The sequence below is a fragment of the Clostridium gasigenes genome, assembly GCF_900104115.1.
Classification (GTDB): domain Bacteria; phylum Bacillota; class Clostridia; order Clostridiales; family Clostridiaceae; genus Clostridium; species Clostridium gasigenes.
The window spans coordinates 209,508-230,526 of record NZ_FNJM01000001.1 but is presented as its reverse complement, the minus strand read 5'-3'; the positions used below and the strand labels follow the sequence as shown (position 1 = coordinate 230,526).

Here is a 21,019-nt window from a genome sequence, read left to right as displayed (position 1 = left end):
ATCTCGCCACTAACTAACTTCACTTCATCAGCTCTTATTTATTCACAAATTACTTACTTTTCTATTATTTAGACCTTACTTAATTCTTAATTCCAATGCTTTAGGATGCAAGAGCCAGGTTGCAGCGCTATGAGTTTCACTTATTTTAAACATGGGTGGCTCCTCTTTAAAATCTATTTTCAAAGGACTTTCATTTCTAATTGCAAAAGCATCTCCCTTTGGAGGATTTAAAAGATTTGGTGGCATACCTGGAATGCTATATAAAAACTCCTTTTCTTTATCTAAAGAAGGAAGTGATGCTATAAGTGCTTTTGTATAAGGATTTTTTCCATTGAAAAATATTTCTTCCGATCTCCCTATCTCCACTATTTTTCCAGCATACATAATAGCAATTCTATCTGCAATTTTAGCAACTACCCCTAAATCATGAGTTATAAATATAATAGATACTCCGGTTTTCTTTTGAATATCTTTTAATAAATCTAATATTTGCGATTGAACAGTAACATCTAAGGCAGTGGTTGGTTCATCTGCGATTAATATTTTAGGTTTACAAGCTAAGGCAATAGCAATTACAATACGTTGTCTCATTCCCCCTGAAAATTGATGTGGATATTGCTTAAATCTAATCTCTGCATCTTCTATTCCCACAAGTTCCATAAACTCTATAGCCTTTTTCTTTTTATCTGCTTTACTAATTTTCTCATGTGTTCTAATTGCTTCTACAATTTGCTTGCCTACAGAAATAGTAGGGTTCAAGGCTGTCATTGGGTTTTGAAATATCATAGATATATAATGACCTCTTATCTTTTCCATCTTCTTTTGAGAGCATTTACTTATATCATCATTATCTAATAATATTTCACCACTTTTTATATAAGCACTACTTGGTAATATCCTCATTATACTTCTGCAAAGAACGGTTTTGCCGCATCCCGATTCTCCAACTATTGCCAACGTTTCTCCTTTTTTCAAATCTAAAGAAACTTTTCTTACTGATTGTATTTCTCCATCTTCTGTTTTAAAATTCACAACTAAATCCTTAATTTCAAGCAAACTATTTATATTAATCACATCCTATTCAATTTCCCAATCTTCTACATTCCAGAATATTCCTACTCCATGATGTCCCAAAACTGTTTCAGGAGTTATTCCTTTCACTGTAGATTTTCCTACATAAATAGCATCTATATAAGCAAAGAATGTGTATGGCATGTCCTTAACCATTTCTTCTTGGAACTTTTTATAATACTTAACCCTATCTTCATCTACATCAGTTTCTCTAGCGCCTTTAAGCAATTCATCTACATTACTATTTGAATAAGCGTTAAAATTTGAACCTTGCATGCTACCAAATACTTTATAAGTATGATCATCTGGATCAAATGGACTTCCCCATCCAATTAAGTTACTATCTTGATTTTCCCAATCTATTTTAGCCTTAACAACAACTTTAGCATCGACACCTATTTCTTTTAATTGTTGAGCTGCAACACTTGCCATATCAACTCTTACTTGGTCACCTTCACTACAAGTAATTTCAAAACTTAATTTTGTTTTATTTTTCTCATATATGCCATCAGCACCAATTTTCCAACCAGATTTTTCTAACTCTGACTTGGCTTTTTCTTTATTATAATCAAACTTTTCTATATCCGAATTATTATAGGCTCCCATTTGAAGTGGAGAATATGCAACTTTCCCATGACCTAATAAAACACTATCAACAATAGCTTGCCTATCTATTGCATAACTTAAAGCATTTGAAAGTTCCCTATTTTCTTTAAAAAGTGGAGCATTAAAGTTATACATTATCCCTCTATAATCTGCTGTATTCATTATATTTACATTAAAATCATTATCTTTTTCAAATGTAGCAATATCCTTTGGAGTAACTTGAGCTAAATCTAATTCTCCTGATTTTAACTGTATTACTTTAGCCTTTGAATCATTAACTATTTTGAAAATAACCTTATCAATAGATGGATCTTTTTTAAAATAATCTGGGTTCTTAACTAATGTTATACTTTGCCCAGTGTCCCATTTTTCTAACTTAAATGGTCCAGTACCTATTGGTTTTTTATTAAATTCATCAGTTATTATATCTTTATTCTCTAATAAATGTTTTGGCAAAATACCTACTGTTAAATAATCTAACATAGCTACATTCGGAGCTTTTAAAGCTATTTTTATAGTTGTGTCATCAACAACTTCAATAGATGTAATATCCTCATAATTTGAAGCTATTTCAGAAGCATTATCTGGATTCATTATTGTTTCAAGGGTGAATTTAACATCTTCAGCTTTAAATTTTTCACTATCATGCCATTTAACATCATCTCTTAAGTTAAATGTATAAATATTAGTCTCTTTATCAAAGTCCCAACTTTCTGCCAGTGCCGGAACTATTTTATTTTCCTTATCATGTGCAGTTAACCCTGTGAATATAAGAGAATTTATTTCCCCATGCTCATATATAGCGGGGTTTATACTTGTATAATCATTACTCCCATAAACAAGTATTTTTTCATCTTGCCCCAAATTTTCTTTTGACTTTTCTTTTGTGCCACATCCTACAATTAAGCTTACACCTAATAGTAATGCTACAGCTTTTAGTTTTTTTAATTTCATATTATCCTCCTTATAATTTATCTCCAAATAAATAACTAGTTAATATTCTTATCCTTTTTTCTATTGAACCAAAACCCTTAAGAATTTTTCACTATCTATTTTTAGAGATTACTAGATTTTTTATTTATTTTTTTTCTTATATAATTTCCTATATTAGTTATAGAAACTAATGTTATAACTAAGAATATTCCTGGAATTAAAATTACCCACCATGAGTTTGAAAGTAAGGCACCTTCAGATAAAGAAAGCATACTTCCCCAGGATATAACTTCTATTGGAAGTCCTATTCCTAAAAAGCTTAAAGTTGATTCTTTTATAATTGATGATCCAATATTACAAACAACCATAAACATTATTGATGATATAAAATTAGGGAGCAAATGATTTTTTAATATATAAAAAAACTTACCACCCATTAATTTTGCTGCTAATATATATTCACTATTTCGTATTTGCCGAACTTCACTTCTAACTATTTTTGCTATGTTCATCCAACTAGTTATTCCAATAACTATAGCAATAGAAACTGGACTAGCATTTCCTAAAATTGCTTGGATAAATATAATTATTAAAATTGATGGAATACTAATAATTATTTCAGTAGCTCTCATCATTAAACTATCTATAAACTGTGATGCAGTTCCACTTATGCTTCCATAAACTACTCCAATAAATGTAGAAATTATAGTTGCAAATACTCCTATGAATAATGATATTTTCCCACCATCCCATATCATTGAAAATATATCTCTTCCCATTGAATCAGTTCCAAAATAAAAAAAACTGTTTGGAGGAATATTAGAATTTGTTAAATCCATATACCTTGGATTATGGGTCATTATTAGAGGCGAAAGAATACATCCTCCTATTATTAGAATTAATAAACCTAGAGAAATATATGGAGTCTTTTTAATTTCCCAGGAAAAATATTTTTTCTTTTTTTTTGTATTTTCTTCTTTGAACATTTCTTTATCTGTAACTATCTCAAAATCACTTATCTTACGATTCAAGGTCTTCCCACCTCTCATATTTCATTCTTGGATCTATGCTTGTACTTATTAATTCTGCAATCATATTAGTAAATAATACTATTGTTCCTGTTAGCAAACAAAGTACTAACAACATATTGTAATCATGATATTTTGCACTTTCAAAAGAAAGCGTTCCAAGTCCTGGATATGAAAAAACCTTTTCAACCACATAAGTTTCAGCTAATATATGAGGAATTGAAATCGCCATAATACTTATAAATGCTGGCATTATATTTCTTAAACAATGCTTATAAACAATTTTTCTATTACTTAAACCCTTTACTTTTGCTAGCAAAACATAATCTTCCCTTATTTCTTCTAATAATTTATTTCTTATCATATATGTGTAATACCACAAGTGGCTTAACACAAGAACTACTAAAGGTAATATTAAATGGCAAGCTCTATTAATTAAGTTATCTTCTTGCCCTACAGAATAAGCACCACTAGTTGGTAATATTCTCAAATTAACACTAAAAATTAATATAAATATTAAGGATGCCCAAAATGCTGGAATGCAGCTTGATATGTTTCCTAACCCACATATTATTTTATCAACTAATTTATCCTCATTAAGAGCACAAAATATTCCTAAAAACAAAGCTCCTGTAAATGTTATAAAATAAGCTAGTCCACCTAAAATTATTGTATTTATATATACTTCTCCTATAACTACCTTTACCTCTTGCTTATACTTAAATGAAATTCCAAATTCACCTTTGCATGTAGCTCTTAACCATTTTTTATATTGAATATAAATAGGTTCATCAAGGCCTAACCTTTCAATTGCATTATCTCTTTCTTCTACGCTCATTTTCTCTACAGCATTACCATAGTAAGATACTAATGGATCTCCTGGCGCTAATCTAGAGATATAAAAGACTATTAATGATAATAATAAAATTCCTAAAACAAATTGCCCTATGTTTTTTAAAATACTACCTATCAAAGATTATCAATCTCCCTTAATCAAAGACTTTCTATATAGTTGCATTGTTTCAATTTTTTAATTCATAACTTTTCATTATAAATTATAACATTTTTTTCTTATTTTAACTATATTACGATTGTATACAAATTATTTTTTCACAAATTTCACTAAACATTTCTTCCATATTATTAAAATATTTTTTTGTTTAATATATTTTTCCCAAAAGTGTTAAATTTGTAGTAAAATAATTATAAGACATATTACAATGATTATAAAAATTAGACTATACTATTAAACAGTCTTTTATTTAGAAATGTCTAGTAAGGGATCATAAAAGAAATAACTATTTATTTCTTTTATGACCCCTAAGTAAATATATTGAGGAGGTGAATTTACATGGATATATTAATGAATTTAGGACTTAGCTTTGCATTTGGATTAGTTGGAATTTTAATTTTAGTATTAGGATATAAAATATTTGATGCATTAATACCTGCAGATTTTAATAAAGAATTAGAAAAAGGAAATATAGCTGTAGCCATATTTTCAGCAGGTATACTTATTGGCCTAGCAATTATAGTTTCTCAAGTTGTTAGATAACTCTATTAATTTAAATAACAACTTACTACTGAATAAGTTTTTTTAATATAATACTACCTAAGGCATCTAAAAAAACAACAGTTATGGTGCGAACTATATTAGCATACTTACTAGTTGTTTTTTAAGATGCCTAAATTTTTTTTTAAAATGGAGGATTATAACTTGAATATATATCTTTATAAAGATTATTTAGAATGGCAAAAAGATGAACCTTTTGAATCTATGGATGGAATACTTAATGTAAATAGCCATGGACTTATTACAATTGAAACTTCAGAGAATTATAAAACTTATAAGCAAATACTTTCATTTGATAAACTATTTGCTATTGTATACAAACTACCTTATGGATACATAACCTATCCAAGAGAAATAAATATTTTTGAAAATATGCAATCCTGGTCAATCTCAACACCTGAAGCAACCTTTACTGGTGAACTTCAAGAAGATGAATGTAGTGATGCACATATTACTTTTAATACCACCGATGGTTTTAAGCAAATTATTTCATTATCCAAAATTTTTGCTGTTACTTATGAAAGCTAGGTGTAAAAATGAATTTAAGAGAAAAGAACTTTAAAGAAATATATAGAGCTTGGAAAGCAGGCCTTGGCCCCTTTGAACCCTTTATGCGAAGTGGACCTTTTGTATCACTTCAAACATATTCTGATTTTAAGCTTAACTACTTATTAGACGAACCTACTCTTTATAATTTATATAAAGAGAAATTAGCCCAAATAACTAAAAATGATTTTAAAAAGACATTTATTATTATAGATACTAATATGAGTGAATCTCTTGAAATTGCTTATTTACTTAATAATAAATTTAATATAAAACCTATAATTAATTTCAATTTCCTTTTTCACCCTTATGGTTTAATAGGAAATACAGATTCTATTGAAAGATTAATATTATTTGGTGAAAATCTACATAATATTAAACCTCCTGGTTATGTATTACTTTTAGATTATGAACGTTATATGGATTTCCCAGAAGATTTATATAAAAAGAAACTTAATAATCAATATGAATTTTCGGCTGAAGACTTACCTTATGCTAAGACTTTAAAAGAACTTGGGTATAACAATTTAACTATTTACACAAAATATACTCTTAAAGAAGATATAAGAGCTTATATTGATACATTAAATAAGGACTTAACTGTTGAAATAATAAATTGGGGGTAACTATGAATAATTTTAAAAAACTACTTAACATTAATAAAAAGAAGGCATTATCTCTTGCTGTCGCAACAGCAATGGCTACTTCAGCTCTAAGCGGTTGTAGTAAAAAAGCTCCTACTCAGCCTCTTTCTCCTGAAGAAGAAGAGGAAACCAACAATAATAACAACAATAATAATAATAATAATAACAATCACCGTGGAGGCGGTTTCTTTTTCTTTGGTGGTCGTAATTATGGTGGAAAAAGTGGAGTTACAAATGATAGTAATAAATCTAATAGCGATTCATCTATAAAAAGTGGTGATTCAACTAACAAAGGTTCATCAACTCCATCTAAAGGCAAATCAGGTTACTCTAGTTCTAAAGGTGGAAGTTCTTCTAGCTAAATATAAAAATTTTTAATAGTATTTGTCTTGTTACTTATTTTATGATGCTTTAAATATATCTAAACTTATTATAGAAAGGATTTAAATATGAAAAATCAAAAACTATTTACTGAAGATGTTTTATTTAATAATTATATGATTAGTAGTCCCTATGAAAATTATATCCATAGTCAAATACCATTTTTCATAGATACAAACTGCTATGAAAAAATGGTTTACTACTCAGAATCAATTAATAAAATATCTATTCGAGTATTAAATGAATTAAATACAAATCATAAAAAGCTCCTTTCCTATATAGATGATTTCCCATTTAAAGAGGATATTTTTAACTTAACTTGCCCTGTAGCTCCAATGCTTTGGACAAGGTTTGATACCTTTAGAACTACAAAAGGAGAAGTTTATTTTGCTGAATTTAATTACGATAAACCCTGTGCACAAAAAGAAATATCACTAGCTGGGTCCTTTGACTTTGAAAAAAATATAAATAGTGATTTCAAAGAAAATTTTATTACTTCTCTTGTGTCCATATGTAATGATTTATATGATCAATCAAATATTAGTGTTGGAATACTTATAGATCCCTGTCACTATGATGAATTTCATTTAGCTACATATATAAAAGATATTTTAAAGGATACTAATATTACTATTCATCAAGTTGGGCCTAAAAATTTATCTGTTAAAAATGATAATGTTTATGCTTTTGAAGAAATTAAAATTAATGTGATTTTAAAACTATTCCCTGCTGAATATCTTTATGAAATTGATAATTTTGCTGATATATTAGAAGCTTTTAATAAAGGTAACGTAACAATACTTAACGATCCTAGAGTTGTTGCTATTCAAGCTAAAACTTTCTTCGCTTACCTTTGGGAGTTAACACTATCTAACTCTCCCCTACTTTCTAGTTCTGAAAAGAAAGATATAAAAGCTTGTATTCCCTACACAACTATATTTAATAAAGATAAAATTTCTGAAGTTATAAAAAATAAAGATAAATATGTTATTAAATCTTCTCTTGGCCGATATAGTGGCGAAGTTTATATAGGAAAACTTTATACAGACGCTAACTGGGACGCTCAAGTTCAATTAGTTTTAAATTCTGATAAAATTCATATTATTCAAGATGTAATAGATATAAAACAAGAATATACCTATCGTCCTGGAAATCATAATATGAACTTACCAGTGCTGTCTTATGGAAATTTTGGTACTTATATTACAAAAGAAAAACTTATAGGTATTTGTATAAGATGGAGCGAGAATTTTCTTACAGATGATAGCAGCTCTTGGATGTGTCCTTTAGGAGTTAAAGATCTTCCTATATCAATAGATTCCACCTATTTTAAACCAAGAAAAGAGACATGGGATAAAATTGTTGAGAGATCTTTATTTGAATATAACTTTACTGGACCTTACACTAATGTAGATGAATTTTTATCAACTGATAGATTTTTAATTACCGAAAAGCTTTATGATGAAATGAATTCTGCTAGTATTAAATTTTGTAATATCTTAAAGAAAACTAATGAACTTATAAAATGCAACTTCCCTATGTTTTCTGATTTATTATCTTTACCAGAAAATTTAAAAGAAGTTATTCTAAGTTCTGATACAGATTCCTTATGTGCATTAGGTCGAATAGATTTTGTTTTAGATAATAATGGAGATTTAAAAATATTAGAATTTAATTCAGAAACTCCAGCTGGAATTGTAGAAAGTATTGGAATTACAAATATTATTAAAGAAGAGCTGAATCTTAATTATACTAACCCTAATGATAAGCTAAAAGATAATGTTAAAAATGTATTTAAGAAAATACTTAAAGATATTGAGAATAATAAAACCATGATTAATATAAACTTTGATAGTAATACTGTTGAAAACATAGCTACCGAAAGCATTAGTACCGAAAACACTAAAATTAAAACTAATAAAATTAAGAATATAGCCTTTGTATCTACTAACTTCTATGAGGATTTGTTTAACACTTCTGTTTTACATGATATTTTAAAAGAAGAAGGAAAATATAATTTAATTATTGGAAACATCTACGATTTAGAAATTAGAGATGATAAATTATATCTTTATAATATGCCTATTGATGCTATGTATAGATATTTCCCCTTAGATTGGATTGCTTATGATGATGATTTATGTAACATTATTCCTATATTAAATAAAGGTACTTCTGTTATAAATCCAACCTCTACATTAATAATACAATCTAAAGCATACTTAGCTGTTATTTATGAACTTATCGGGAAAGGCTTCTATAGCGATAAAGAAGAAGATTTTATTAAAAAATATATTCCCTACACCTGTTTAGTTCCAAATAATAATATATCAACAGACTTTTTAGTGAAACCCTATTTATCAAGAGAAGGTGGTGGAATAACTATGAGCTACGAAAATATGCCAGAAGATATAAGTGATGTTATTTTCCAAGAAAGAGTTAACATTGCACCACTTCAAATTGAAAGGCACTCAACCCTTGGCTCAAAAACAGTTATGCAATTCCCTGTTATGGGTATATATATAACAGGCGATAATCCAGCAGGAATATTTACTAGAATCGGTGATTTTATAACAGATTCCTCAGCTATATTCCTTCCAACATTTATCACCCCTGGGGTGTAATTTTTTACAATTATGTTAACAAGGAGTAAGTCAGGGATTCGTGCAAAAATCAAATTATTTAAGAGAATAAATAAAAAAGAGAAACCTAAATTAATAGATTTCTCTTCATTCTAGCAAGTTATTAATTAGATAAATTCTTTTCAATATCGGGTATACTATCACTAATTTGCACATTTTTTTTATTTAGCGATATAATGCTAAATAACATAATTACAGGAAATATAATAACAAACAGTAATCCTGTTTTTAAACCTATTTCTGTAATGTTTGTACTGTAAAACCAAGAGTTAGAAAATATCATCTTACCTTTTTCAACACTATTGGATACAAATCCAACAAGACCTGGTCCAGCTGAGCACCCAACATCGCCAGCCAAAGCTAAAACTGCAAACATTACTGTCCCTCCTTTGGGATAGTACTTTGCACTTAAACTAAATACTCCTGGCCACATGATGCCTACTGATAATCCACACAATGCACACCCAATAAGTGATACCAGTGGAATTGTTGAAAACACTGCTAATAGATAACTTAGAACACACAGTATACTACTAAATACTAATGCCTTTTTCATATTAATTTTTGAACCCTTTATTCCATAGAAAACTCTTGCCGTCCCCATTAGAATTGCAAATGCACAAGTTCCTAACAAATTCCCCATTGATTTAGATACTCCAAGACCCGACTCAGCAAACAAAGATGCCCATTGAGCCATAGCTTGTTCAGATGCTCCTGCGCATATCATAAGAATTATAAACATCCAAAAAATTTGAGCTGCAAATAATTTTTTGAATGGAATTCTTACCTCCTCCTCTACCAGGATCCGAAGGGGTACCTTTAAAAATAGAACCATATTAAACAATGGTACAATACCCCATATCATAGGTAAATATATCCAGTTTTCAGTTCCGGCCACATTAAAATAAATAGTTGTTAGTAAAACAACTATAACGTGTCCCCAACAATAAAAAGAGTGGAGCATATTCATAGCAGACTCCTTCTCATCACCTGGAAGTGCTTGTACAATTGGACTTATTAATACTTCTATAAGTCCACCTCCAACTGCATTAATGCTAATTGCAATAACTAGTCCTACATATGCATTTGTAAATAAATATGGTAAAATCCCCATTGACACCAAACCTATCAGGCATAGAATATGTGCTCCCACTATGGATATCCTATAACCAATTTTATCAATAAATTTTGCAGCCAATATATCTGTTATAATTTGAATACCAAAATTAAGAGCTATTAATATACCAATGCTTTCTAATGAAATATTAAATTCTTTTTGAAAAGTTAAAAAAAGCAAAGGTGCTAAATTATTTATAATTGCTTGCGTAATATAACCTAAATAACTTGCGTATAATGTATGCTTATAAGTAAACTTCATATTGTTTCACCATTGCCAATAAACTATAAAAATCTATAAGTATTGTAGATTTATTGCAACAGTTAAATCCCTCCCTTACTGAAAATTAAACTGTATTTAGAAATACTCCTCTTTTACCTTTATATCTGTAAACAACACTTTATAGCCATTATCAATAGGACTACAACAGTATATTCCACACTTAACGATTTTTTTCGAGCTATGAAGATGGCAAATTCTTAGTTGTTTCCATCCTCTATTTAGAACATTAACCTCTATTTTATAATCTTTTCCCTCTCGACTAATTCTAAATTCAGCTTCATCTACTTGTTTATCTAATTCTTCAGTAGACCAATCTGAATATCCTAAATTAGTTACAACGGCGCCTAACTTTGGTGGATTACCTCGTTCATATTCTATAGAAGTTTTTAACCAATTATCCTCATCTATTCTTACTACTAATCCACATTGGTCAAATTGATTAACTGGATTAAACTTAATCTTTGTTGTCATAGTAAAGTCCTTTTCAGTTTCCATATACAACATGTGAGCATTATCATTTCTGAAACCATAATGAGTTCTTTGCCAAAAATCAGTTATTTTATCAGATTCTACATAAATCCCATTTTTTCTTACTTCCCATGTTGTTGGTTCATATAACCATTTCATCTTATTTACTGATGAAGGGTTATTTATGAAATCAACTAAAACTTCTGCTTCATTTTCTAATACTTTATCATTTTTTATTATTATATCTGCCTTACCCTTTGGATTATCTATGGAAAAATGTTGTCTTTGAAGCCACATGAAATAGTCTTCATATAGTTCTTTTTTATCTTCACTACTTCTTTCTATTGATGATGTAAAAGTACAATCCAACCATACTTTTACGTCAAAATTAATATTTACAGTGTTCTTAAATATTAATAATCCCTCGACTATAACTACATCGTTATTTTTAAAAGCTTCTTCAATTTCATTTTTTATTGTGCCAAAATCGTAGGCATTTTCATAATAATACTTAGATGGATTAATATTATCAACAGACTCATTTAATACATCTTGATTTTCATCTAAAGAAATTACATAAACACTATAATTAGATTGATATAATCCCTTTAGCTTATTAGCAAAAGTAGTTTTACCACTTAGACTAATACCACTAATACCAATTAGCACCTTATTATTTTCTTTTATTTTATCATTTATTAAAGAATATAAACTTTCCATAAACCATACCTCACTCCTCTATAATAATACATCTCTTCTTAATTATAACATTAATACAATCCTAATAGAGGTTCAAAAAAGTGTAAGGTCAATTTGAAACACGCCGAATTTTATAAAAAATTACACATACACAAATTTTCAGTCCATTATATTTTCAAAAAATTCTACATCATGTAAATTAGCAATAACCTTTTTAGCTTGATTATATTTTTGAGAAGACGATAACTTATGAGGCCACGCATAAACGTTACTAATTCCCGCTGATACAGCAGCACTTATGCCTATATCAGAATCTTCTAAAACTATAACTTCATCTGCATTTAAATTAAGCATATCTAGCATTGTCAGATATGGTAATGGATGAGGTTTAGATTTTTCTACACTTTCTAAAGCAACAATAGGTACCTTTATTTTATCATTTAATCCTAGAAGGTTAATATTTGCCTCACAAATCTTCATCTCAGCCGTAGATACACAACCAAATTTGATATCTTTTTTAATTAATGCCATCCATAAATTTTTCATATCTTGTCTAATTAACTCTGTACTCAAATTCTCTATATAATACCTTATAGTAGAATCTTTTATTTCTTCATGTTTATTATCTGATATACCAAATTTTCCAATAGTTTCATCAAGAGTTAGTCCTATTAACTTATCTTCTTCAACATCTATACAGTTAGTTAATTGTCTTTTTATTGATTCATTTAAAGCTTTCATATGCAAGGGTTCACTGTCAATAATTATCCCATCTATGTCAAATATTATTCCCTTTATCATAATTACTCCTCTCTATTAACACTCTATTATAATTTTTGCATTTTTTTCTTTAGGTTCAGCCATAGATTTTGAATCAATATCACAACCTAAAATTGAAAATGCTTCTTTATAATTTTCTAGTGGAATTACATGACTTACTAACTTTTCAGCAGGAATGACATTCTTTGTAATAAGATGGAATGCTTCTAAAAATGAACCATGTAAAGAATCTATTGATCCAATTATTGACAAACTTTTATCTGCTAATTCTCTAACATTTATCTTAGTATATTTATCTTTTAAACCAATGCTCATATAGATTCCATCACAAGACATTTGAGGATATAGTGTTTCTAATAATCCAGATGTAGTATCTACTACAATATCTAATGGAGCTTTTTCATCCTTAAAATAATTTATTCTTGCTTCTTCAAGTGAACTATATATCTTTACTCCTTCTGGAAGACAATTTTTTGCATATTCAAGTCGTGCTTTTGATGTTTCAATAACTACTGGAACAAGACCTTTTAAAGATAAAGCCCATGTATAAAGAATTCCCATTGTTCCAGCACCAAAAACAAAGGTATATAAACTCATTGATGAAGGTTGGATTTTACGTACTCCTGTAATTACACAACTTAATGGTTCTGTTAAAGTTATAGCTTTCATAGACACATTATCTGGAATTTTATATACGAAATCTGATGTAGTACGATAATGATCTGCATAAGTACCATCATAACTTACACCACTTTCTGTACCAATCTTATTCTCACAATGATTTATTCTCAAAGTTTCACACATACGACATTTACCACAGTAATAAGTTGGATTTATTGCTACTCTGTCACCTACTTTTACGTTTGTTACATCTTTTCCAATTTCAGCTATAATACCAGCTGCTTCATGTCCAAGAGTAACACCTTTTACTGCTACAGGATAAGCCCCTGAAATTATACCTACATCAGTACCACATATTCCACAATATTTAATATCAATTACGACATCATTTGGATTAATAACATGAAGATCCTCTACTTGTTCAAGTGAAACATCCCATGTACCATTATATTTTAAAGCTCGCATTTTTCTTTCTCCTCACAAAATTGAATCAATGACGATTCAAGTTTTTCCAAAATTTTATATATTTCATTTTCAGTTACTATTAATGGTGGTCTAACCTTTATTGAAAGGCCAAAGCTATAACGGCTGGCTCTAAGAATCAAGCCTTGTTCCTTTGCAACCTCCATAAATAAATCTACATTTTTTCTATTTGCAAAATCAAATGCAAACATTAATCCCATTCCTTTAACATTAAAGATAAAGGGATATTTTTTTGCAAGATTTTTTAAACCATCTTCTAATAATTGTGATTGTTTATTAACATTGTCTAAAATATTATATTTTTTTATATACTTAATTGTTGCCTCAATTGCAGCAAGTGCTAATGGATTTGCTCCTGATGTTGTTGAATGTTCCCATGATTCTAAAATATTAAGTTCTTTTCTCATTAACACACCAGCAACAGGAATACCAATTCCACCTGCTCCTTTTGCAAAGGTTATAATATCTGGTCTTAGGTCTTTTGCAAAACCATTAGTAGCAAAAAAAGATCCAGTTCTTCCAAAACAAGTTTGAACTTCATCTGCAATAATCAAAATACCATGCTTATCACAGATTTCTCTTATTTTCTTAAAATATCTAGGATCTGGAACTATGTTACCTCCATTCCCTAGTATTGGTTCTATAATAAATGCAGCTACCTGACCACTTGATGCACAATCAATAAATTCTTCCATTCTACTTGCACATAAAAAATCACAGTCTTCTTTTGATTGTGAATAAAAACAATTAAAACAATCAGGAGCAGGTATCTTTATACTATTCACTTGAGCGAATGAAAAGCTTTTTCTACGGAAAGCATTTCCAGATATTTCTGTAGTTAAAGCGCTTTGTCCATGATGTGAAAGAAATAAAGACATAATATCTGATTTCCCGGTTGCTTTTTGTGCAATTCTAATGGCACATTCATTTGCTGTAGAACCAATTATATCTCTAAACCAAAAGTCATTAATTTGCTCTGGTAGAAACTCCCTTAATAATTCAAAAATTTCTTTTGATTTTTCTTGAGTAAAAGCAGATGAAAGATGTGCACATCTATGTAATTGCTTATCTACAGCTTCAATAACTTCTTCAGCAGAATAGCCAAGTGCTAAATTAAAAGTACCTGATGCACAATCTATATATCTTTTACCATCGATATAAAGGTATATACCATGTCCAAAATATTTTTTCAAAGAATCCTTTTGTTCTAAATCAACCTCTTTTGAATCTAATTCTAATGTCATCATATTATTTTTTCTCCTTCCCATTCATTACACATTTAACCTAATTATTCAGCTACTTACAATTACATATTCTCATAATAGTCAAATTAAAGAAATAGCTTTTCCTCTAAACATACAAAATCATGCATTAAACGGAAATAATTTTCATTTTTCCTTCAATATTCTTTTTATGCCTAAAAATGCACCTTTTACGATAATAATATTGACTTTTTACCCACTAAATGTTATATAGCGAATTATTCCATCAACATCCCTGTTAATTCTACTAATTTTTCAGCATTCAAAAATATATTCCCAAAAATTTATAAATAGCAGCCAATATCAAAATTAAGAACGCAGACATAATTTCCATATTTTTATAATATTGAATTAAGGCATATTGTTATTATTTTATATAAATATTTTATTGATAAACAATAAAATATATGTTATCATATATTTAGTAGTTAACTAAGCGATCACTTAACTACTATAGAACACATTTTTAAGGAGGTTAACATGAAAAAATATATTTTAGCATTAATACCATTTATTATAGGCGTGGGTTGTTTTATAACATTTTCAATTATAGGATCTGAGGTAGCTGCAGACGGCACTCTTGTAGAACCATTTTTTTTAGTACCCATTGGTTACTTATTCTTAGCTATTAGTATAATTATTGCAATAGTAGTCCGTATATCCGCATTCTATTTTAATACTAAAAAAATCACTAAATAGATATTACTTATAGGCTAAAAACTTAATATAATAGCAAATAAAATAGCAGGAGTTATAATATAATAACTTCTGCTACTTATTTTTATTAATTCATTCTCTATATACGAAAATCATGTAATAATTTACGAACAAATCTATCTTTCTGCTAATAATTCTAACGATTCATTAGCCATTGTCAAAATGTTATGCTGAACGTCATATGCGTTTTTCAAATCTTCTTTATTATACCATTTGAGCAAATTAGATTCCCCATCTCCTGGTATTGTATCAAAAGATTTTGCAGTTGCATAATAAACAAAGTCTATATGATAATGTTCTGGATTTATTTCACCGAAAATTGTGTACATAGGATTTATTAACAATTTTTCTCCTACCAATTCGCATGAATTCTTAAGTTGGTTATTTATTGGATTATATAGATTTATTTTTAATCCTGATTCTTCTTGTGCTTCACGAATACATGCCTCTTCTGGCAATTCATTCAATTCGATATGCCCACCTAAAGGAAGTATTTTTTTAGCCTTTTTATGCAAATGTAATAATACTTTATCTTTATATACTATAAATATGGAAACTGTAAAATGCCTATCCATCCCCTATCACTCCTTCAAATTTTACACTTAATATTTAATCATATTCTACAGGTATGTCCTTATTGAATTATATAGAATACTAATATAAATTTCAAATATTTAACATAAATTTATCAACCCTTTATTTTCAGTGGTTTACAAACATCAACGGATTATTACCGTATATAATGATAAAATAAGAATAGAGAATAATAAAGTTGATTATGCTATAATTAATTCAATATGTATATATAGTTATAAGGTGGTGTAGAATGAGTAATAATAAATTTAATAATTTAAGTAATAGAAATAAAGGAATATATTTCATTATAATTTCAGCCTTTGGTTTTGCAATGATGTCCGCTTTTATTAAGCTTTCTGGGGATTTACCAACCTTCCAAAAGACATTCTTTAGAAATTTAGTTTCTTGCCTAGTTGCATTGATTTTTATAATAAAACATAAAGAAAGCTTCTTTGGAAAAAAAGAAAATCAAAAGTTGTTAATATTAAGATCAACCTTTGGCACAATAGGTATTGTTTTGAACTTTTATTCAATAGATAGGCTAGTCTTATCAGATGCAAATATGTTAAATAAATTAAGTCCATTTTTTGTAATAATATTTTCTGCCTTGTTTTTAAGTGAAAAGATAAACTTCAAACAAATTATAGCAATAATAATAGCTTTTTTAGGAACATTATTTATAATAAAACCATCCTTTAACTTAGAAATTATGCCATCTTTAGCCGGTGTTATAGGTGCTATTTCTGCAGCAGCTGCTTACACTTGCCTTAGAAGTTTAGGGGGGAAAGAAAAGCATTATACAATAGTATTTTATTTTTCACTATTTTCTACTATTGTAATCTTTCCATTCATGTTAGCCTCATACACAGCTATGACGAAAGTCCAATTATTATATCTAGTTCTAGCAGGTGTATTTGCAAGTGTAGGTCAATTTGGTATAACTATTGCATATAAGTATGCAGCTGCAAAAGAAATATCTATATTTGACTATTCAAATATAATTTTCTCTGCAATAATCAGTGTTATACTATTTGGGGTTTTGCCTGATTATTTAAGTTTTATTGGTTATATTATAATTTTTGGTGCATCATTTTATATGTATCTGAATAACAAAAAACTTGATAAATTAGAATCTAACAAACCTACTTTACTATAATATATAATAATAATAACTTTCATTTAGAATTTATTATTGTGGAAAACAAAAGAAGGTTGTCTAATTTACTAGACAACCTTCTTTTGTAATGGATTGACCTCTCTTGTACAAGTTTATAGTTTTAATTCAGCTTTGATTTCTTTAAAAGGAAAGTTTTTTCCAGGACACTCGGTGTTAGTTACATCCTTATGTCGTTTTATATCCTTTATATTATATTTATTTACTAAATATTTAGATAATGCAATTAGGCTATCTTCTTGCTCTTTAGTGACAAATTCCTCATTGAAGTTCCCTTCTAAAGCAATACCTAATGCTTTAGAATTAACGCTAGGTGCATGAGCTCCTATTGCATTTTCTGGTCTTCCTCTATAAATTGTGCCATCTTTTCTAATGTAGAAATGATACCCTATACCTGACCATCCTCTTGCCTTATGAAGTTCATCTATCCTTTGAGGCGTCAGATTATCCTCTGCTGTATGATGGTATACTATCATAGTAGGTTTCAGCGTATAACTTAGTGGGCTTGCCCATTTATAATCTACTTCAACAATTTTAGGCATTGGCGGTGGTGATTGTCTACGCATTCTCTTTTTTAATTTTCTTACTACAGATTTCATATTAACTCCAATTATATTGATATATAACAATATACTTTATACATATTATTCTTGTTACACTAAATAAAAAAAAGAGTCACTAACTTTATATGGATCTTCTACAGAGTTATTATCGCCCTTAGTTACATATGAAATATCATTTGCTCCTTCAATCTTTACAACCCTATGTGTTATTTTTACATTTGTATTTTAAACATAACCTACTCAACGTATTGACAAATCCAGAATAATATATACATAATAAATATACATTTTAAAAAAGGAGTGATTAAATTGATAAACAATATAGGTAAAATAACTTTATATGTTAATAACCAAGATGAAGCTAAAAAGTTTTGGGTTGAAAAATTAAACTTTGTAGTTAAGTTTGAACAACAAATGGGGCCAGCTATGAAATGGTTAGAAGTAGCTCCTAGTGAAAATGAATTTACTACATTTGTTTTGTATGACAAAAATATGATGGCAGCTCAAAATCCAAAAATAAATTTAGGTCATCCATCTATAATACTTAGTACAAATGACATTGATAAAACCTATGATGAATTAAAAGAAAATAATGTTGAAGTAGGGGAACTAATGAAAATGCCTTATGGAAGTATGTTTAAATTTAATGACCAAGATGGTAATGAATATTTAATTCGTCAAGATTAATTATGGAACTTATTTTTTATATAAATAAAGGAAGTACAAAAGTACTTCCTTTATTGTTTTATTTAGGCATCATAAAATAAATAATAGACTGGTATCTTTGATTTTTACAATGTCTTAAGTAAAAGTGGCTAAAAAGCACGTTCATTATAATTATTATTGCTTTTTCATCACTTAGCATCCCATGTATGATTAATTTTCTTTTAGAAATTTATAATAACTCATTAGTTTGTCCTTTTTATCTTCTGATAAATCTGTAATTTCAATAAACACCTTATCTTCTTCTTTTATATATATAGATTGTCTATTATCCCTCATTGAAATTAAATAAGAAGAAATAGTTGATGTAAGCATTGATAAAAATCCTATACCCGTTAACATTAATATAATTGCAACTACTCTTCCGGCTGTTGTTTTAGGACTAATATCCCCGTAACCAACTGTAGTTAACGTTACCAAACTAAGCCACAGAGCATCGCCATATGTAGATATCGTTTCTCCACTCTTTTCAAAAAAATATAATGCTAAAGAGCCAAAAAATGTTATTACTCCAGTTCCAATAATAATTTGAAAAAAACCAGTTGTAAATAGAAAGACCTTCATATTATCGATTATTCTTAGAAAATATGTTACTACTCTTAAAAGCTTAAATATACTTCCCAAATTTCCAGCTACTAGAAATTGAAATGGAATTAGTGCTAAATAATCTATTTTATTACTCATAATAAATTTCTCAAAATCATTAGCTAAAAAACATTTAGCCATACCATCCAATAAAAACATTATATACACTGTATTATCGAAATAACTTAAAATTTTCATTTGATAATCATTTAAATTACCATTAAACTGCAATATAACAACAAACACTGCAACAACAGATAAAAATCCAATTGTAATATCATATACTATACCTATAGTCTTATTTTTAATAAACTCAAATTCATGCATAAATCTTCCCCCATACCTTTTAAATCACTCTCTATATTTTAACATAATTTTCTATATGTCTGTTATCATAATCCTATATTAAATATAAAGATAAAAATAGCTGGAATAAATATTATCTATTCCAGCTACAACTTCTATCATATGTTTCTCCTTAGTTTTTTATGGCATTATATATAACCTCTTACCGTCAGCTATATTACTTTGTATATCTTCAAATACTATTTTGGCTTCTTCCATACTCTCATACTGACCTATAATAGTTTCCTCTACTGAATTTATAGCAGACGCTCTAATAATACCCTTTGATTTCTTAGTTATACCTCTGTTTATAAAAATAAATTTTGCATCTATTAAAATCTCTTTATTTTGCACTCTAACCCACATTAAATTTAGCCTCCTATATAATTATTGATTTTCAACAAATTTTCTAGTTGCTGTTCTAGCTTATCCAAGAAAACCTTTTCATCTCCTACATTTATTATAGCACCGTTATTATATTTATACTTATTTCCTCTATACTATATTCTTTAATTAGCTCTTTTTATTTATTCTTATACTATTAACTACTTCTATACTCTTATCCGATAGCTACCATTGCTAAGTTTAGATACTATTGTATCTCCAAGTGCTAGTTCACATAATAGAAGAGCTCAACTTAGAAGATCTAAAAAACCATAAAATATTAGGATTATAATCAAATTGGCAGTACTATTAATAGCACTACCAATCTATGTATTTTAATATTAAAATACAATATATCCTTAAATTTAAATACTCTTTTAAATTCTACTAACAAAAAACAATTCCTTATCCTTTGCTCTGCAACTTAACTAATTCTTCAACTAATGGAATATCAGCAGGTGCAAGCTTATAATCATTAATTTCAGATAAAGTAACCCACTTATACATATCATGATCTGTTAAAGTTATTTCACCTTCTAAAATTTCCGCTGTGTAACCTTTAAGTGAAATAATTATATTTCCATAATCATAAATACTTTCACCAACATATTTATTAACTTTCACCTTAATGCTCATCTCTTCCATTAATTCACGAACTAAACTTTCCTCTGGTGTTTCACCTGCTTCAATTTTTCCACCTGGAAATTCAAAATATCCTTCTAAAGATTTTCCTGGTGCTTTCCTGGCAATTAATATTTTATCATCTTTTTGTAAAATCCCTGCTACAACTTTTATCATATTTTTCTCCTTAGTCTT

General features: G+C 28.4%; 22 protein-coding genes. 8 read left to right on the top strand and 14 right to left on the bottom strand.

Features of this window, described 5'->3' with window-relative positions:
• Positions 1 to 75: 75 nt before the first annotated feature.
• The 4 genes from BLS77_RS01105 to BLS77_RS01090 form a co-directional block, all read right to left on the bottom strand.
• Positions 76 to 1,074: an ABC transporter ATP-binding protein gene (locus BLS77_RS01105; RefSeq protein ID WP_175490726.1), complete on the bottom strand. Its 999-nt coding sequence runs from the start codon at positions 1,072 to 1,074 to the stop codon at positions 76 to 78.
• Between the two features lie 3 nt (positions 1,075 to 1,077).
• Complete coding sequence (locus tag BLS77_RS01100; protein ID WP_089964972.1) at positions 1,078 to 2,631, bottom strand: ABC transporter substrate-binding protein; 1,554 nt, start codon at positions 2,629 to 2,631, stop codon at positions 1,078 to 1,080.
• Between the two features lie 101 nt (positions 2,632 to 2,732).
• Entirely contained in the window at positions 2,733 to 3,641 is a 909-nt protein-coding gene (locus tag BLS77_RS01095) for an ABC transporter permease (RefSeq protein ID WP_242873903.1), read from the bottom strand.
• Positions 3,631 to 4,611: an ABC transporter permease gene (locus BLS77_RS01090; RefSeq protein ID WP_089964967.1), complete on the bottom strand. Its 981-nt coding sequence runs from the start codon at positions 4,609 to 4,611 to the stop codon at positions 3,631 to 3,633. The genes BLS77_RS01095 and BLS77_RS01090 overlap by 11 nt, the downstream gene beginning before the upstream one ends.
• A gap of 378 nt (positions 4,612 to 4,989) precedes the next feature.
• Here BLS77_RS01090 and BLS77_RS01085 point away from each other — a divergent pair, with 378 nt between their 5' ends.
• From BLS77_RS01085 to BLS77_RS01065, 5 genes are all read left to right on the top strand, one after another.
• Positions 4,990 to 5,193 carry a DUF350 domain-containing protein gene (locus BLS77_RS01085; RefSeq protein WP_089964966.1) on the top strand — a complete coding sequence of 68 codons (204 nt, stop codon included), beginning with the start codon at positions 4,990 to 4,992 and terminating at the stop codon, positions 5,191 to 5,193.
• A 162-nt stretch (positions 5,194 to 5,355) separates the two neighbouring features.
• A complete protein-coding gene (locus BLS77_RS01080; protein ID WP_089964964.1) occupies positions 5,356 to 5,739 on the top strand; it encodes a hypothetical protein in 384 nt (127 codons plus the stop codon).
• Between the two features lie 8 nt (positions 5,740 to 5,747).
• Positions 5,748 to 6,383, top strand: a complete 636-nt coding sequence (locus BLS77_RS01075) for a hypothetical protein (protein WP_089964963.1) — start codon at positions 5,748 to 5,750, stop codon at positions 6,381 to 6,383.
• A complete protein-coding gene (locus BLS77_RS19640) occupies positions 6,374 to 6,763 on the top strand; it encodes a hypothetical protein (protein ID WP_242873902.1) in 390 nt (129 codons plus the stop codon). Before BLS77_RS01075 ends, BLS77_RS19640 begins: the two co-directional genes overlap by 10 nt.
• An 87-nt stretch (positions 6,764 to 6,850) precedes the next feature.
• Positions 6,851 to 9,406 carry a glutathionylspermidine synthase family protein gene (locus tag BLS77_RS01065; protein ID WP_089964960.1) on the top strand — a complete coding sequence of 852 codons (2,556 nt, stop codon included), beginning with the start codon at positions 6,851 to 6,853 and terminating at the stop codon, positions 9,404 to 9,406.
• 121 nt (positions 9,407 to 9,527) lie between these two features.
• Here BLS77_RS01065 and BLS77_RS01060 read toward each other — a convergent pair whose 3' ends face one another.
• The 5 genes from BLS77_RS01060 to BLS77_RS01040 all read right to left on the bottom strand — a co-directional run bounded on the left by BLS77_RS01060 (position 9,528) and on the right by BLS77_RS01040 (position 15,121).
• Complete coding sequence (locus BLS77_RS01060; protein WP_089964959.1) at positions 9,528 to 10,802, bottom strand: MFS transporter; 1,275 nt, start codon at positions 10,800 to 10,802, stop codon at positions 9,528 to 9,530.
• A 96-nt stretch (positions 10,803 to 10,898) separates the two neighbouring features.
• Entirely contained in the window at positions 10,899 to 12,011 is a 1,113-nt protein-coding gene (locus tag BLS77_RS01055; RefSeq protein ID WP_089964957.1) for a DUF1349 domain-containing protein, read from the bottom strand.
• Positions 12,012 to 12,149: 138 nt separating this feature from the next.
• Positions 12,150 to 12,791: an HAD family hydrolase gene (locus BLS77_RS01050; RefSeq protein ID WP_089964956.1), complete on the bottom strand. Its 642-nt coding sequence runs from the start codon at positions 12,789 to 12,791 to the stop codon at positions 12,150 to 12,152.
• Between the two features lie 15 nt (positions 12,792 to 12,806).
• Entirely contained in the window at positions 12,807 to 13,856 is a 1,050-nt protein-coding gene (locus BLS77_RS01045) for a zinc-dependent alcohol dehydrogenase (protein WP_089964955.1), read from the bottom strand.
• Positions 13,844 to 15,121, bottom strand: a complete 1,278-nt coding sequence (locus BLS77_RS01040; protein WP_089964954.1) for an aspartate aminotransferase family protein — start codon at positions 15,119 to 15,121, stop codon at positions 13,844 to 13,846. Before BLS77_RS01040 ends, BLS77_RS01045 begins: the two co-directional genes overlap by 13 nt.
• Before the next feature lie 495 nt (positions 15,122 to 15,616).
• Between BLS77_RS01040 and BLS77_RS01035 the strand changes: the two genes are divergently transcribed.
• Positions 15,617 to 15,835: a DUF3955 domain-containing protein gene (locus BLS77_RS01035; RefSeq protein WP_089964953.1), complete on the top strand. Its 219-nt coding sequence runs from the start codon at positions 15,617 to 15,619 to the stop codon at positions 15,833 to 15,835.
• Between the two features lie 134 nt (positions 15,836 to 15,969).
• On the opposite strand, the gene BLS77_RS01030 is transcribed toward BLS77_RS01035, so the two are convergent.
• Positions 15,970 to 16,428 (bottom strand): NUDIX hydrolase, encoded by a 459-nt coding sequence (locus tag BLS77_RS01030; protein ID WP_089964952.1) that lies wholly within the window; start codon positions 16,426 to 16,428, stop codon positions 15,970 to 15,972.
• Positions 16,429 to 16,679: 251 nt separating this feature from the next.
• Here BLS77_RS01030 and BLS77_RS01025 point away from each other — a divergent pair, with 251 nt between their 5' ends.
• A complete protein-coding gene (locus tag BLS77_RS01025; RefSeq protein WP_089964950.1) occupies positions 16,680 to 17,585 on the top strand; it encodes a DMT family transporter in 906 nt (301 codons plus the stop codon).
• A gap of 113 nt (positions 17,586 to 17,698) precedes the next feature.
• On the opposite strand, the gene BLS77_RS01020 is transcribed toward BLS77_RS01025, so the two are convergent.
• The gene (locus tag BLS77_RS01020) at positions 17,699 to 18,202 is read right to left on the bottom strand and encodes a peptidoglycan recognition protein family protein (protein ID WP_089964948.1); all 504 of its coding nucleotides are present in this window, start codon (positions 18,200 to 18,202) and stop codon (positions 17,699 to 17,701) included.
• A gap of 264 nt (positions 18,203 to 18,466) precedes the next feature.
• Here BLS77_RS01020 and BLS77_RS01015 point away from each other — a divergent pair, with 264 nt between their 5' ends.
• Entirely contained in the window at positions 18,467 to 18,853 is a 387-nt protein-coding gene (locus tag BLS77_RS01015) for a VOC family protein (RefSeq protein ID WP_341423386.1), read from the top strand.
• A 189-nt stretch (positions 18,854 to 19,042) separates the two neighbouring features.
• Here BLS77_RS01015 and BLS77_RS01010 read toward each other — a convergent pair whose 3' ends face one another.
• From BLS77_RS01010 to BLS77_RS01000, 3 genes are all read right to left on the bottom strand, one after another.
• Positions 19,043 to 19,801: a potassium channel family protein gene (locus tag BLS77_RS01010; protein ID WP_089964942.1), complete on the bottom strand. Its 759-nt coding sequence runs from the start codon at positions 19,799 to 19,801 to the stop codon at positions 19,043 to 19,045.
• Between the two features lie 159 nt (positions 19,802 to 19,960).
• Positions 19,961 to 20,185, bottom strand: a complete 225-nt coding sequence (locus tag BLS77_RS01005) for a hypothetical protein (RefSeq protein WP_089964940.1) — start codon at positions 20,183 to 20,185, stop codon at positions 19,961 to 19,963.
• A gap of 423 nt (positions 20,186 to 20,608) precedes the next feature.
• Entirely contained in the window at positions 20,609 to 21,001 is a 393-nt protein-coding gene (locus BLS77_RS01000) for a (deoxy)nucleoside triphosphate pyrophosphohydrolase (RefSeq protein ID WP_089964939.1), read from the bottom strand.
• Positions 21,002 to 21,019 lie beyond the last annotated feature (18 nt).